This window comes from Clostridioides sp. ES-S-0049-02, from assembly GCF_020658465.1.
Classification (GTDB): domain Bacteria; phylum Bacillota; class Clostridia; order Peptostreptococcales; family Peptostreptococcaceae; genus Clostridioides.
On record NZ_JACVWG010000005.1, the window covers coordinates 48,536 to 65,565 of the forward strand.

A 17,030-nucleotide genomic window follows, 5' to 3' on the forward strand; every position below is an offset into this window, starting at 1 on the left:
AAACAACTTATATTATTAATTTTTTTGCCACACTGCATATAATATGATATTTCTTTCTCCCATAGTGATTGTTCCTGATAATATTGTTGATGGGTCATTTCTAACTGTACTCCAACCTACAAATGTATAAGTATCGGCATCAAGCCCATTAGTATTTCCTAAAACAGTCACAGTATCTCCTTTTTTATATTCTGTTGTATCACTTGGTACTGAACCAGAAACAGCTACTCCTGAAGGGAAGTTTGATACATAAGCTACCCTATAAGTTTTTTCGGCTACAGTAAAATAAATTGTATTTGGATTAATTCCAGAAGAATTAAGTGTAACTGTCTGAGACTGACTTGCTGGGTCTAATTTATATCCAGCAGGAACCTTTGTAGAATCTGGAGTTATTGTATGGTTTCCAAGTACAGCATTAACAACCTCTGTGTATGTATCTCCAACTATATTTCCATCTTTATCTTTAAAACCAATTGTTAAAGTACGTTCTGCTTCTGAAGGCATCTTACTTACTGTAAAGTAAACTCTATCTGGTACAAGACCACTTGTACTAAGATTTACCATTTCAAATTGGTTATCTGGATTAAGTACATATCCATTTGGTACCTTTGTAGAATCAGATTCCACTCTATGATTTCCATATTCAGCTGGTAGTGTAACTGTATATGGGTCTCCAATTATTGCTTCACTATCTTTATCTTTAAAGTTAACTGTAACTATACGATTTACAAGTGGAATATCAGGACTTACTGTAAAATAAACAATACTCTTGTCAAGACCTGTTGGTTGTAAATTAACAGTCTGAGTTTGATTAGAAGGATCAAGCTTATAACCATTAGGAACTTTTGATGTGTTTGGTGTTACATCATGTGAGCCTAGTATATCTGGAATTTCTTCTATATAAGTACTTCCAACATTATTTCCATCTTTATCTTTAAATCCAACTATAAGAACACGATCTTCTTCTGGAACTCCTGCATTATCAGGAATAACTGTAAAATCAACTACATTTGGATTAACTCCATTTTGAACAAGATTTACTACTTTAGATTGACTCGCCGGATCTAATTTATATCCAGCAGGAATTTGTGTAGTATCAGGTGTAACAGTGCTATTTCCATACTTAGCTGGAACTTGAGTTGTATATGACCCAACTATAGCTCCTGTTTCTTTATTTTTATAATTTACTTTAATAGAAAGTTTTGCATTTGAAATCTCAGTAGATGCATATGATGTTCTTGTAGCGTTTCCATTACCTGTATTAGGTGATGTATAGCTCCAATTTACTCCAGACATGTCTCGATTTGTAACAAAAGAATAAATTCCTGTCATTTGACTTCCTGTTATCCCTGCAGATGGTATGCCATTAGGAAATCCATAGCTTGTTCCATAAATAGTTGAAACTTTTTCCCCATTAACTTGTAATACCCACCCTTCTTGAGAACCTCCTTTTGGGTCAGTCCCCCATACATATTTTACATTTAATGAGTTACCACCACATGGGACAAATAATGAGAAAAATGTTACATATCCATTTCCCATATTTGCACGAAAATCTACTTGATATCTTCCATTAATATCATATCTTCGCTCTGTATTTTGTAGTACTTCATTATTAACTTTATCTGGTAAAGTTTGTCCATATGATGGTACTCCTACACCAACAACTAAAGCTAAGGTTGCCAAAACAGATGTTAGTTTACTCAATCTGTGTTTCATTAAAAATCCCCCTCCAATATTTTTTATTTCAAACAGATTTTTCATACTTTATTTTGCATAGTCTTTATCAAAACTATTTATTTAAAGTCTAATTAATCTATTATGAAGTCTATCTTAAAAGTGAAGTTTTTATAGTTTATTTAATTTTCACTTGAAATCCTTTTTATTAAATAAAAAATATATTTAATTTTTACACAAAGATATTAATGCTCTATAGACTAAATATTTTAATTTTATTTTTGTAGAATTAAACAACCTAAAAAACAATAAAGTAAGATATTTTATATATTTATATTACTTAAAGTAATTAACTTTAATTGTTTTCAATTTCATAAAAATTAGTTGTGATATAAGTATGATATGTATTTAGAGTATCAATAATTTTTTAATTAAAATAATTATTTCAATTAAAATAATTATTTTAATTATGGTTATTATAGTTTCCGTTTGTTATAAAAAAGTCACTATTTATATGATTAATAGTTTTTTTTACATATATATACATTTTTTTAAAAAAATTATATATATATGCTATTAAAATTATAATTATTTCTTTAACTTGTAAACAGTCGTTCTGTACTTTTACTGATAATCAATTATTAGAAGTGGCAAAAAATTTTGAATGGCTTTGATATACATTTTTTATAATATTCTTATAGTTTTTTTTACATAAAAAAAAACCCTTTTATAACTAAGGGTCACTTTTTCCTTTATTTTACATTTATTGTATCATGATTTTTTATTTATTTCAATCTTATACCACTTTTTTCCAAAATATTATTATTATTTTTTTATCTTTTTCGACCTTATATTCTTTATACATAATACTTAAATTAATTAAACTCATTTTATTATTCTATAAATATAAAATAATAGAAGACAAGATTAAAACAAATAATTTTTTATTTTTAATCTTGTCCCTTCTATTTTCAATTACATAAAACTTTATAACTGTATCTCATAATCCAAATAAAAATGTATCTATCTAAATAGTAGTATCAATTCTTCTATGAGGTTTGTTTTCTAAATTAGCAATTTCCATTATGTATTCTACTTTATCAGTTTCTGTATATATTTTGTTTTCTTTTTTAACATTTTCCTCTTTAATATTTTCAGTACTATTTAAAACAGAATTTTTATACTTATCAACTGAATCATTTGATATAATTATATGTTCTTCAGTAATAACATCAATAGATTCTTGTTTATTTTCATAAATTTCTTCTAGCTTTTTATTATTATCTTTAATTTTATCTGTACTAGCATATAGTTGTTCTCCAAAAGACATATTAATCTGGCTTAAACCGCTACTTAATTTACCACTCTCAAATGAATCGAATTTGGTAGGTGAATGACGAGTTTGACTACTCATTTCCATATTCTTAGTACGAATATCATCAAATAAACTAATTCTCATACTATTAGTTTTAGAAATATTTTTTATATCACAATCAGATGACACTAAAGTCTTTGTGGTATAGTAAGTTAATCCTTTTGCATAATCGTATTTATATTGAGAATTTTCTTGATTAATATCAGATTGTTTAGATTCTTTTTTAAGTGTACCCTCTTTGATTAATTGACTTGCATATTCCTGTTTTTGATTTTTCAAATCATTAATTTATTGTTGTAATGCTTCAATTTTCATATTTTTTATCTTAGAATCCATATTTTTATCAGTTTTCAAATCTGTGATAAAACTTTCTAGCTTCTGTATTTGCTCATCAAACTTTTCTAACTTGTCATTACTTTCATTGCTATAATTACTCTGATTTACATGTGTACTTCTTGTATTAACAGATATAGACATTATAACTACTCCTACTCAGATATTCTAAACTCTAGAGACTTTATAAACTACATTTCTAGCTTGTGGTAAATTCCCTTCTGGGACACCAACAGCAATACCAAATGGTACAGAATATCCTTCTGGTATATCTAGTAATTCTCTATATTTTTTATTTGTATCAAACTTCATCTTTATTGAATCTGATTCTTTTACATCATTGTCATCCAATACACTAACAAGACCTACAATATCCCCTTGCTCAACAGGTGTAAACAGACCCCTAACCATTCCTATTATGCAACTCCCAAGCCCTAAAGCTTGTGCAGCTGTTGTTATGTTTCCTGTAAGTATTCCCATATCATATGGAGCCCATGAACTCTCTTCATCATAAGAAATAAATAAAACAGTTGGTGCACCATAAAATAATTTAAAATTTTTATTTATTTCAACATTACTAACTTCATGAATTCTAGAAAGAGTATCATCACTAATCTCTTTTAAAAGTTTCTGGTCTTGTACAACAGTTATGTGCCATGGCTGTTTATTACACCCTGAAGGTGCTGCAAATGCACAATGTAATAATGTATCTAATTGTTCATCTGTAATTTGCTCTGTTGTAAATTTTCGTATACTTCTACGTTCTTTTATCAAGTTTATTGTTTGATTATCTTGTAAATTATTCATTATATCGATTCCCCTTTTTATGTATTTGTTAGTTTAAATACAAAATCTTTAGAAAATTAATTTTTATAATTAAACTTCTTTATATTCTTAATTATAATTATTTTTAGTTTATATGTGAAGCTTTTATAACATCAAAACATCAATATATCTACCCCACAAATAAACTTAAATACAAAACTGGTATTAATCGTTCTATAGAAAATATCATTTTTCTATAGAACGATTAATACCAGTAAAGTTGATAAAGTTTGCTATATTAATTTAAAGGACCCCAACCAGCTTTTGTATGAATCTCTGTTTTTACAGATTTAGTCTTACCATCAGCTGAATCAACATTCCATGACCTACCTGCAACAGAAATACCATTGTTACCTTTATACCATCTACCTTCATCATAATCATAAACTAAAGATGTGTACCAATTACCTCCAGTCTTATCATTTGCAAATACAACTACAGTAGCATCAGATTCAGTAGGGTTATATGCATATGGTTGTATATATAATGTTGCCTTACTTAAATTATATTTCTTTTTAAATTCATCTGGAATTGTAGGCCACCCATTTTTATATTTATTATTTAGTAAATAATTTCTAAAAGCATCATTCCCTTTTGAAGGCCCTGGTATTACAGAAGGGTCTACTGCAAATGATGCAATCAAGTCCATCATACTTTGGTGTACATCTCTAGCCATCTCAACACCATCTGGATGTTCTGTACAAGTAACATAAACTCTTGCAATACTTTCTTCTCCAGTTATTCCATCATAACCATCATCAAACTCTGCTGAATATGTTCCACCTGACTTACACTTTGGCTCTGTTTCAAAATACTTACCATCCGTATTTTTTAATACATCTTTTATAACTTCTTTTTTATCTTTGCTAGGTTCCTCAGCCACAGCAATAACAATTTGAGTCTTTATATTTTCTCTATTGGAAAGACATGTTACTGCTTTACTTTTCTCTATATTTTTAAAAAGTGCTGGTAACGCAACTATAACCAAAATTCCTATTATAGATATAACTACCAATAATTCAATTAGTGTAAAACCCTTTTTATTCATAATAATCATTCCCATTAAATAAAATTATAGTGTTTAATTTAATCTGCTATACAGTAATAAAGTGTCTACATAAAGTCCTTCCAACAAAAACTCCCAAAATACTTAATGCCAAATTAAAAAATATGTTTAGTCCAAATAATATATAATTCCCACTATCAAAAAACTTTACAGTTTCGAAGCTAAAAGTAGAAAATGTAGTTAGTCCTCCCATTAAACCAGTTGTCAAAAACAATTTTAAATTATTAGAAATAGAATCTGTCCTTATACTCATTTCCATTACAAAGCCAATTAAAATTCCACCCAGAATATTGACCACCAAAGTCCCAAATGGAAACTTAGTTCCTACAAACTTTAGAGATATTAAATATCTTAATATAGCTCCTAAAAATCCACCAATACCAACATATAATACTTGAATCACATATAACACCTACCCCAAATAACTAAATCACTTCCATATTAAAATTCTATGTCTTCAACCTCTATTCCGTCAATTGCATCCTGTACTAATTTTTCAATATCAAGTGACAACTCAGATTTTTCTATTTTTTCTAGTCTAGGTTTAGTAACAGGTTTTCTAGGAGAAAATACGCTACAGCAATCTTCTTCAGGTATTATAGATGTTTCAAAAGTCCCTATTTTCTTAGCTATATCAACTATGTCTGATTTGTCCATAGCTATAAGTGGTCTAAATACTGGTAAATTTACAACAGCATTAGTGCAAGTAAGCCCTTGTATAGTTTGAGATGCAACTTGACCAATACTTTCACCTGTAATCAAAGCATCACAATGTCTTTTTTCAGAAAGTTTTTGTGCTATTCTCATCATAAATCTTCTTGAAAGAATAGTCGCTTCTTCTTCATTACAATTCTCGCCAATTGCTTTTTGTATTTCTAGTATATTTACCTTATGAAGCCTTACTCTACCACAATATTTAGCTAATATCTTAGCTAAATCTTTAACTTTTTCTTGTGACCTTTCACTTGTGAATGGATAGCTGTGAAAATGCACTGCTTCTACTTCCATACCCCTTTTTGCGACCATCCATGTTGCTACTGGACTATCTATACCACCAGACAAAAGAGACATCGCTCTACCATTAGTTCCAAGTGGTAATCCACCGTATCCAGGTATAGTATCACTATAAACCATAGTATGAAATTCTCTGTATTCACATTTTATTTTAACTTCTGGATTTCTTACATCAACATCAATTCTATCTCCTACCTTTGATAATAAGTACCCACCTATATCCATACTCATTTCTTGAGAAGTTAATCTAAAAGACTTATCTCCTCTTCTTGACTCTACCTTAAAAGTTTTATATCCAGCATCTATTTTTTCTTCTAGCATCTTTAAAGCTATTTCTTTTAATGTATCATAATCTTTTTTAGCTCTTACTCCAGGACACACACCTACTATACCAAATACTTTTCTAACTTCTTCAATAACTTCTTCATAATCATAATCTTCTAAATCGACATATATTCTTCCATACTCTTTATATACATTAAATTTGCCAATTGGCTTTAACATATTTCTTATATTTCTTATAAGTCTATTCTCAAATATATATCTATTTTTTCCTTTTACTCCAATTTCTCCATACTTTACTATTAATATATTATACACCATTTCACCTCTTAAACTACTTTCTTCTTATTATTTATACAGTATTCTTTATTTCTTTCTCATTATTGACCTTAAATCACAAATTGATTCTTTTAATACTTTCACAGCTTCAGATATCTCATCTTCTGTATTCATATCAGATAGGCTAAACCTTATTGTTCCATTGATTTCTTCATTTGTAAGACCTATGGCATTCAAAACATGACTACCTTTTTTCTTAGAAGAACATGCAGATCCAGTTGACACATAAATTCCTTTTTGCTCTAGGTAATGAAGTAAAACTTCTCCCTTTGTACCTATAAATGATACATTTAATATATGACATACGCCATCTTCTGGAGAATTAATTTTTATATCTTCTATATTCTCAACTATTTTATTTCTAAATATGTTTTTTAAGTTATTTATCTTCAAAATAACAGCATCTAAATCTTTACTTAATATATTTACAGCTTCTCCAAGCCCATATATTCCAGGTACATTTTCTGTTCCAGACCTAATTCCAATTTCTTGTCCTCCTCCTGTTAGCATAGGCTTTAAGCGATTATTTTCCTTAATATACATAAATCCAATTCCCTTTGGACCATGAAATTTATGTGCGCTTACACTCATAAAATCTATATTGTATTTAGATGGTCTAAAGTTTATTTTTCCATATGATTGAATAGCGTCTACATGGAAATATATCTTCTCTTTTAAAGACTTCAGATATTTTCCAACTTCATCTATTGGCTGTATAGTTCCTATTTCATTGTTAACATGCATCATACTTACTAAACATGTAGCTGATTTTATAGCATTTTTCAAATCTTCTATATTTATCTTTCCATCTTTTCCGACCTCTAAGTAAGTTACTTCAAATCCATCTTCTTCTAAATCTTTTAGTGTGTTTAAAACAGAAGGATGTTCTATATTTGTAGATATTATATGATTTCTTCTCTTCTTATTTAGATTGGCAATACCTCTTATTATAGTATTATTACATTCTGTTCCACCTGATGTAAAATAAATCTCTTTATCTTTCGCGCCTAGAGATTTAGCTATAATTTGTCTTACTTCTTTTATACCTTTTTCAACTTCCACACCTTTTCTATGAACAGAAGAAGGATTTCCATAATCCGTACTAAGTGCATATACCATTTTATCTATAACTTCTGGATAAGGTTTTGTAGTTGCACTATTATCTAAGTATATTTCCAACTTAATTACACCTGCCTTTATTTAAAATCTTCAACTCTAATTATTATACCATTAATTACAGTATTTTTTTTGTTAATCTTTATTAAAAAGATAATCTTAAGTTTATATAATCTTCTTTCATAAAAATCTAGTTTTTTCACTTAACTACAAAATTTTATGCTAAAATATAATATATTTATACTATACCCTACAAAAATACGTGATAACATACAATATATGATAAAATAATATATTATATAAAATAAATATATTATATTATACATATACTTATTTTTGCTATAAAGTCTATTTTTATAAGCTTACTTGTTATAAAAATAACTTTTATAATTTATATCAAAAAAAATATTGATTTTTGTGTCGCATTTTGTTATAATAAATTAAGGTTATCCCCCTGGTAACCCTAGTTAGTTAATATATCTATTCCCAATACCCTTTCATAAGGATATATTTTATATTTATTAAAAATCGAATTAATATCGGAAACTAATTCGATGGAAAAAAAGAGCTTACCCCGAGCTCTTTTTTTTTCTGCAAAAATATGATATTAAACTAAGATAAAGTTAATGTCAGTATAATTTTAATTTTAAAAATCATATTAATTAGCACTAAAAAAGGATGTATTGAATTTCTAATATCAATACATCCTTTTTTTATATATTATAACACTTTTGCTAAGAATGATTTTGTTCTATCGTGTTTTGGATTTCCAAAGACTTCTTCTGGAGAATCCTCCTCAAGAATACTTCCTCCATCTATAAAGATAACTCTATCTGCAACTTCTTTAGCAAATCCCATTTCATGAGTTACAATTGCCATTGTCATTCCTTCTTTAGCAAGTTCTTTTATAACATCCAAAACTTCATTTACCATTTCTGGGTCAAGAGCAGATGTTGGCTCATCAAATAACATCATATCTGGTTCCATAGCAAGAGCTCGCGCTATTGCTATTCTTTGCTTTTGCCCTCCAGATAATTGTGATGGATATGAATCTTTTTTATCTAAAAGACCAACTCTACTTAATAAAACTTCTGCTTTTTTTTCTGCTTCTTCCTTAGTCATTTTTTTTAATTTAATTGGTGCCAATGTTATATTATCTAAAATAGTCTTATGTGGGAATAAATTAAAGTTCTGAAACACCATACCTATATTTTGTCTAACTTCATCAATATTAGTTTTTTTATCAACTAAATTTTTTCCTTCAAATATTATCTCTCCACCTGTAGGTATTTCTAATAAATTCATACATCTAAGAAGTGTACTTTTACCAGAGCCACTTGGACCTACTATAACCATTATTTCGCCTTTAGCGATTTCTAAGTCTATATTTTTTAATACATTTAAATCTCCAAAAGATTTACTTAAATTTTTTATTGTAATCATATTATCACTTTCCTTTTTACTATTCTATGTTTTCCCTAAATGCTAAACATGCTCTCATCTAGTTAGACACAGATAGTTTCTTTTCTAATAATCCAACTAATCTTGATAGAGTAAATGTTATAACAAAATAAATTGCTGCTGCTACTATTAATGGCTCTAATGCTCTGAATGCTGCATTTTTTACTATATCAGCAGTACGCATTATCTCAACAACACCTATTACAGATATTATTGAAGATTCTTTTACAAGTGTAATAAACTCATTTGCTAATGAAGGTAGTATATTTTTTATAGCTTGAGGTATTATTATATATCTCATAGTTGACCAGTAATTTAATCCTAATGATCTACTTGCTTCCATTTGTCCATTATCAACTGATTGTATACCTGATCTAAGTATCTCTGCCACATATGCACCAGAGTTTACTGACAATGCAAATGCACTAGCTATAAATTCACTTGGTATACCAAATAACATAGGGAATCTTATTCCTAATTGAGGTAATCCAAACCATACTATATATATCTGTACTAATAATGGTGTTCCTCTTAAAATCTCAATATAGATTGATGATATTACTCTTAATACTTTACTCTTTGATATTTTTGCCATACAGATAATTATACCTATTACAAATCCAAAGCATAATGCCACAAGAGAAATTCCTACTGTCACACCTGTTCCTTCCAAAAAAGAAGTCCCAAATCTACTTAAAAAACTAAAATCTAAACTCATAATTTCATCTCCCACATAACTTTCTTACTAATTTGAAGCAGCTTCAGTAGATGCTTCATTTAAAAATTCTTCTATTTTTTTACCATCTTGTAATTCTTTTATTTTTTTATTTAATAATTCTATAAAGTCTTTGTTGTTATCAGCTTTTTTAATTGCTGCTGCCATACCTTCTGTTACATCTTTACCAACTTCAGTATTTGCCATTTTTATTCCATCATATTTTTTAACATTTATTAAAGAAACTGCTTCATTAACAACAACTGCATCTATATTTCCATTTTTTAATTCTGTGATTAGGTCAGGTACTGCTTTTAAAGATTTTGTAGTTGTCATTTTTAGAGTGTTAACTACATATTCTTCTTGAATGCTTCCTGCCTGTACCCCTACTCTAAGTTTTTTCAAATCGTCTTCAGTTTTTACTTTGTCTATATCTGCATCTTTAACTATAACTGCATTTCTACTTAAATAATATAATTCTGAGAAATCAACACTCTTTTCTCTTTCTGGTGTTGGAGACATCCCTGCAAGAACCATATCAACTTGGTCTGCATTTAAAGCACCTATTAATCCATCAAATGACATATCTTTAATTTCAACCTTTACACCAAGTTCCTTTGCAAATTCTTCAGCCAACATTACATCAAATCCTTTTATTGAATCTTTACCATCTACTACTTTATGAAATTCAAATGGTGGGAATTCTGCACTAGTACCAACAACTAATTTTCCACTTTCTTTTATTTGCTCTAATTTTGTTTTTTCTTCTCCACCACTACATCCTACTAGCGATAATGTTAATCCTAATACTAATCCTAAACTTAATAATTTTTTAAATACTTTCATTTTAACTACCCCTCTCTTTTAATTATAATTTTCCCTCAAATTTTTAATACTTTAATGTTTCGAGTTACAAAAAAAGTCCCTCAGTCTTTAATGACTAAGAGACGACTTTACCGCGTTACCACTCTTATTGATAAATACTTATACAACCTTCAAAATTTGTGAATTTTAGCCTTTATAGCTACAGGGATATTTTAATTTTAAAATCAAAAAAGTCCCTTAGCTTTACAGCTAAGAGACGAATTATATCCGCGTTACCACTCTTTTTGATAAGTAAGTACTTATCCTCTCAATCCCTTAAGGCGGGCAAACCAATTATCATACTAACTAAAACTTCTGATAATTTCCTCCAGAGCTCTCTTCACATAGACTTCATTGCTAGGCTTACACCAACCCCTAACTCGCTGTAAATCCATATATGCTACTTTCTCTATCACTGGATTTGTTTCCTTAAATTGTTAATACAATTGTACTTCCTTCTAATATTTTTGTCAATAAGTTTTTTATTTTTTTAATAATTTTATTTTCTAAAATTTAGATATTTTATTACATGCTTGTTGATATTATCCATATATTTATAAATAATGTATTTCTTATTTATTTCTGTTCTTTAGGTAATTACAAATAATATACTTCTTATTTGTTTCTATTTCTTAAATGCTTATAAATAATATTTTTCTTTTTATTTCCATTATTTAAATACTTATAAATAATATTTTTCTTTTTCATTTTCATTGCTTAAATACTTATAAATAATATATCTTATATTTATTAAATTTTATATACTAAGTTAAATAATATGGATTATATTCTTCAATAAACAAGTTTTCAAATCTAAAGTTCGCTCTCTATCTTTAAACTTTATCGTAAACATGTTTCCATCTTTTTTGATTATTTCGCCTTCGTGAAATTTTTTATGGTATACCTTATCACCAACACCAATACTATCAATTTCTTTTTTAGTTGGAGATTTTATATCATTGATAAACAATGATTTATCAACTTTTTTACCATATTTATTTAAAGTAGAACTTATACATAGTTTTTCTTCAGCTCTTGTAATAGCTACATACATAAGTCTTCTTTCTTCTTCTAATTGTTCCTCTTTTTTTTCTTCCTTACAAATATCATATGATTTTTCATGAGGTATTGTTCCTTCATTTGCACCTATAATATAGACATTCCTAAATTCTAATCCTTTTGCACTATGCATAGTTGTAAATATAACACCATCAGTCTGTTTATTCTTGTTATTTTCCATTAACTCAATCTTTACTCTCTCAATATGGTCTAAAAACTCTGTCACTGTATTGAAATTTGTAGCAGAACTCTCAAGTTCGTTTAATATCTCTACAAGCCCATTAGTCTTTATCTTTCTATTGCTACAGTAATCCAAGACATATCTATCATAATCAAGACTAGTTCTAATATAAGATATTGCATTTTTAGGATTTAAAGTATTCAAATAGCTCAAGTCTATCTCCAAATCTGTTATTGTTTTGACTTGTTTGGGATGAAGGTTACATTTGTTTATTAGTGCTGTTACAAAATCTTTTTCATCTTTAACCATATTTACATTATCTTTAGATATATATCTAAATGGCTTATTTATAATTCTTAACCAATCTTTATTTGATTTTGGATTAATACCTATTCTTAAATATGCTAGTATATCCTGACTTGCCCAATGGTCATATATTGTAATTACTGAATCTTTTACTACAAATGGAATTCTCATATCCATAAATACATCTACTAAGGCTCTTGACTGTATATTAGTTCTATAAATTACTGCAAAATCTGAATACTCTACATAATCCTTTTTTATTTCGTCAATTATTTCCTTGGCAATATGTAAAGCTTCTTCCTCTGAATCATATGGAGAAATATAACTCACAATGCCTCCCTTACCTTGACTACATTTAATAACTTTTTCATATCTATTTCTATTTTTTTCTATAAGCCTGTTTGCAGTATTTACTATTTCACTTTTAGACCTATAATTTACATCCAGCACTATTTTTTTAGTATTATTAAAATATTTTTCAAATTCAAGCAAAAAATCTGGTCTAGCTCCTCTAAAACCATATATACTTTGGTCTTCGTCTCCAACCGCAAATATGTTGTTTAGTGGATTACAAATTAACTTTAAAACCTCAAATTGCACTTTATTTATATCTTGGAATTCATCTATCAATATATATTTATATACATTCCTAACCATTTCTAAGGCTGATTTATTATTCAAAAGCAAATAATAAGTCTTTATAAGCATATCATCAAAATCAATCTTATTAACTTTTGATTTTTGCTCTTCATATAAATTATATACTTTTAAAAACTCATCTTTTGTCAACACTTCTGAGCTAAATTCATTCTTATCCATAAGTTCATTTTTTACATAAGATATTTCATTTATAACTTGACCTATATTTTCATCATCATCTGCATTTTCTATATTTAGACTTTTTAATATTGCCTTTATTGTTATCCTCTTTGACTTTTCATCAAATATGCTATCTAAATTGTACCTTTCAAAATACCTCAAAATCTTAAAAAACACAGAATGAAAAGTGCCATATGTTACCTTATTGAGTCTTATATCATCACTTAAACTCAATGCTCTATTTTTCATTTCTACTGAGGATGCTTTGGTAAAACTTATCGCCAATATTCTTGCTGGTGCTATATTTTTGTTTACTACCATATTAGCTATTCTATATGTAATTACCCTAGTCTTACCTGAACCAGGCCCTGCAAGTATCATGCAAGGCCCATCTATATGTTCAACTGCTTCTAGTTGATTTTCATTTAACTGTCTTATATCTATATTTGTTGTGATTATTATATCCACCACCTTAATTTATAATCATCCTATTTTCTTTTTTAATTATAAACTAAAAGTATCCTAAAAATACATTTAATTTTTCTTCTATTAAACTATATCATCTCTATTTTCATAACATATCTTGAGTTCCTGTTTAATTTTATCACTTATATCTTGAGGAACAAATTCTGGTTTACCAATGTAATATCCTTGAATATAATCTATTCCAATAGCTACTAATGCTTCCATTTCACTTTTGGTTTCTACACCTTCTGCTATAACTTTAATATTTCTTTCTTTAGAATATGAAATAAGGTTTTTTAGTATTTTTCTTCTATCTTCATCTTTGTCAATACCTCTTACAATAGACATATCAATCTTCACATAATTTGGCATTATGTACAGTAGTACAGCATCGCCATTGTAACCTGTTCCAAAATCATCTAAAGCAATTTCTATATTCCACTGATTTATATACACTTTCTTTTTGTCAATAAAATCTTCACTAATCTTATCATTCTCTGTTATTTCTAGCACTACCCTATTTAGATAATTACCATATAAATCTTCTATTTCTTCAAAATCAACTTTTGATAAATTATTATTTGGTATAGAGTTTAAGAACAATTTACACACTCCAAACTGTTCCCTATATCTCTTAAAAGATTTAAGTGCTTTGAACCATGTGATACGTTCGATTTGATATAACTTAGACTGTGAACGAGCCAATCTAATAACATCCATTGGAGAACTAAAAGTTTCCATTTTGGGTCTCATAAGTGCTTCATATGCAAATACTTCACCTTTACAATCCACAATAGGCTGAAATGCATATTCAACCAATTGACCATCAATTAATTTATTTAACTCTTCTCTATTATGCAACAAGAATGAATCTTTATTATATATATTGACATCAAATTCACTTACTTCGCCTTTAATTGTATTTTTAATTTGATACATAGCAAAATCTGCATATTTCATTAGTTCATCATAGTTAGTTGAATCGCTAGGATACCAAGAAATTCCTGCTGATGCTCTTATTTTAAATTCTGTCCCATCATGAAGCTTTAATAAAGTATTATTCATCTGTGTCTTAACAGAGTTAATAATAGTTCTTATGCTATCTTTACTTTCATACCCATATATGAATACATAAAACTCATCCCCTGAAAGTCTAGAAACTATACCATTCCATGATATAAACTTTTTAAGTATATCTGCTGCACATCTAATATATTCATCACCAGCATCATGACCATAGGTATCATTAATATATTTTAAATTATCTAAATCCCACATTATAAATGCAGCTATTTTAATCTCTTTTTTATTTTCAAATTTTTCTCGTACTTGTGAATAAAAAGCTCTCCTATTTAGAAGATTTGTTAAAATATCAAAATCTCTTTCATACTCAATTTTCATTTTCTCAATAAACTCTTTTGTAACATCAACAACAACACCTAATATCTTTAAGTCATCTTCAACAATATTTAATCTTATCCACTTAGAAGTTTTATCTTTAGATTCAAATTTATATATGTATATATTTTCTGTCTTATAATTTTTCTGTAAATATGTATCCATTTCATTCATTTTTTTTATAAATTTACTTTTTGATATATATCCATATTCTTGAAATTCATCATCCGTAGTAAATATACTAAAAAATCCTTTTGTACAAAAAACATTATCTCCATTTTTATATAATTCAAAAGCTCCAATTGGCATATCTGCAATTTCAATAATTTGTGATAATTTTGATGAGGAATCTGCAACATTTGCACTAAGTAGCTCTATGGCTGAAGATAATTCATCTATTTCAGATATGTTTATTTTATCAAGATTTACTGGTTTTGATGGATTACTATTTCTAACTTTATTAACCAAAAGAACAATTGGTTTTGTAAACAATCTCGACGCAATATAAATACCTATAAGCCCTATCACTAAGGAAACTGCAACAGACACTATTACCAAGGTTTCCACTCTTTTTGAAAAACACAATAAACTTTTTTCTTCAATAATTCCCAAAAGAGCCCAACGCTCATTTTCAAATGGAGTATTGGAATTGTATAAATCTAAATATTGTACACTAGCATAAGTACTTTCTTTAATTTTACCATCATCTTCATTTTTAACTTTATATACATTTTTATAAGATTCTTTTTGCTCAAGGTTCGAATGTAAACCATCCCAAAATTTGTCTTTAAATGTATAACCATTCGAAACAACATTTTCAAATGCCAAATCATCATTTCTATCTACGCCTAAAATATAATTACCTTTTTTATTTTCATTTATCTCCCCATATGGAAGCAACTCTCTTAAATAATTTATACCTAAATCTATTCCAAGTACTCCATATACAGTTCCATCTTCATAAATAAGAGGAACTGAATATGTTATAACTCTATCGCCTTCATTTGTTAATAAGAACTGACTTCCCCAGTATCCTAAATTAGAACTTGATGTATTTGGATTATCAATTGCAGCTCTAAATGGTTTATAAAAGAAATTATCTCCTTTTTCCTCATTTTCACTTTTAAAGGAAAACTTTGGAGCCCAATAACTATCCATAGATATTCCAAAACTTCTTGCTATCTCTGAGGAGCCTCTTTCAATTAGCAAATCAGAATTATCATTTGGGTTAAATTTAGGGTCTAGGTCTCTTATATACAATCCTGTCTTACTTATTTCATCTTTACTATTTATTGAATCATATTCAATATCTTTGTTATTTAAAATTATGAAAGAACCTGTAACAGAATTTTTTCTCAAAAGATATATTAAATCTTTTGATATATTTTTTATAATTTCTTTATTAATTTCTTCGTTTATACCCACATCTTTAATTGAGACATTATTTTCATCTAAAACCTTTTTTACAGATGAGTTAATAGCTAGTTCTGTCTCGCTTGTCTTTGACCATCTTTGTAACATCTCATTTTGTATATAATTTTTACGATTAATTACTCTTTCATTTAAAATATCAAATGAATTATCATTTAGTCTTTTAATAGTTCCTCCCCATAAAATTGTGGCACAAAATAAACTTGTTTGAATTAGCATAACAATAATTAGAGGAAATATCATCTTTTTCATTATTGAGTTATTCTTTTTTAGATTATTTTCCATATTTATTCCACCCATACCT

13 protein-coding genes and 1 other annotated feature are annotated in these 17,030 nt (G+C 27.9%); all 13 genes read right to left on the reverse strand.

Annotated features, from left to right (window positions below):
* Window positions 1-15: 15 nt before the first annotated feature.
* The 13 genes from IC213_RS12655 to IC213_RS12720 all read right to left on the reverse strand — a co-directional run bounded on the left by IC213_RS12655 (window position 16) and on the right by IC213_RS12720 (window position 17,011).
* Window positions 16-1,719, reverse strand: a complete 1,704-nt coding sequence (locus tag IC213_RS12655; protein ID WP_227863137.1) for a hypothetical protein — start codon at window positions 1,717-1,719, stop codon at window positions 16-18.
* A 985-nt stretch (window positions 1,720-2,704) separates the two neighbouring features.
* Entirely contained in the window at window positions 2,705-3,331 is a 627-nt protein-coding gene (locus tag IC213_RS12660; RefSeq protein WP_227863138.1) for a hypothetical protein, read from the reverse strand.
* 9 nt (window positions 3,332-3,340) lie between these two features.
* Entirely contained in the window at window positions 3,341-3,529 is a 189-nt protein-coding gene (locus tag IC213_RS12665; RefSeq protein ID WP_227834732.1) for a hypothetical protein, read from the reverse strand.
* A 24-nt stretch (window positions 3,530-3,553) separates the two neighbouring features.
* A complete protein-coding gene (locus IC213_RS12670) occupies window positions 3,554-4,192 on the reverse strand; it encodes a nitroreductase (RefSeq protein WP_227863139.1) in 639 nt (212 codons plus the stop codon).
* Between the two features lie 256 nt (window positions 4,193-4,448).
* Window positions 4,449-5,258: a prepilin-type N-terminal cleavage/methylation domain-containing protein gene (locus IC213_RS21155; RefSeq protein WP_285894571.1), complete on the reverse strand. Its 810-nt coding sequence runs from the start codon at window positions 5,256-5,258 to the stop codon at window positions 4,449-4,451.
* Window positions 5,259-5,304: 46 nt separating this feature from the next.
* Window positions 5,305-5,679, reverse strand: coding sequence for a fluoride efflux transporter CrcB (gene crcB / locus IC213_RS12685; protein WP_227433417.1), 375 nt, complete (start codon window positions 5,677-5,679; stop codon window positions 5,305-5,307).
* Between the two features lie 38 nt (window positions 5,680-5,717).
* Complete coding sequence (gene thiI / locus IC213_RS12690; RefSeq protein WP_227433418.1) at window positions 5,718-6,893, reverse strand: tRNA uracil 4-sulfurtransferase ThiI; 1,176 nt, start codon at window positions 6,891-6,893, stop codon at window positions 5,718-5,720.
* 45 nt (window positions 6,894-6,938) lie between these two features.
* Window positions 6,939-8,090, reverse strand: coding sequence for a cysteine desulfurase family protein (locus IC213_RS12695; RefSeq protein WP_227433419.1), 1,152 nt, complete (start codon window positions 8,088-8,090; stop codon window positions 6,939-6,941).
* A gap of 657 nt (window positions 8,091-8,747) precedes the next feature.
* Window positions 8,748-9,470, reverse strand: coding sequence for an amino acid ABC transporter ATP-binding protein (locus IC213_RS12700; RefSeq protein WP_227433420.1), 723 nt, complete (start codon window positions 9,468-9,470; stop codon window positions 8,748-8,750).
* Window positions 9,471-9,528: 58 nt separating this feature from the next.
* Window positions 9,529-10,206, reverse strand: coding sequence for an amino acid ABC transporter permease (locus IC213_RS12705; protein ID WP_227433421.1), 678 nt, complete (start codon window positions 10,204-10,206; stop codon window positions 9,529-9,531).
* Between the two features lie 27 nt (window positions 10,207-10,233).
* Window positions 10,234-11,049 (reverse strand): transporter substrate-binding domain-containing protein, encoded by an 816-nt coding sequence (locus tag IC213_RS12710; RefSeq protein ID WP_227433422.1) that lies wholly within the window; start codon window positions 11,047-11,049, stop codon window positions 10,234-10,236.
* 228 nt (window positions 11,050-11,277) lie between these two features.
* Window positions 11,278-11,492 (reverse strand) — a binding site (T-box leader).
* A 344-nt stretch (window positions 11,493-11,836) separates the two neighbouring features.
* Window positions 11,837-13,903: an ATP-dependent helicase gene (locus tag IC213_RS12715; RefSeq protein WP_227834733.1), complete on the reverse strand. Its 2,067-nt coding sequence runs from the start codon at window positions 13,901-13,903 to the stop codon at window positions 11,837-11,839.
* Between the two features lie 78 nt (window positions 13,904-13,981).
* Window positions 13,982-17,011, reverse strand: coding sequence for an EAL domain-containing protein (locus tag IC213_RS12720; protein WP_227851444.1), 3,030 nt, complete (start codon window positions 17,009-17,011; stop codon window positions 13,982-13,984).
* Window positions 17,012-17,030: the final 19 nt, after the last annotated feature.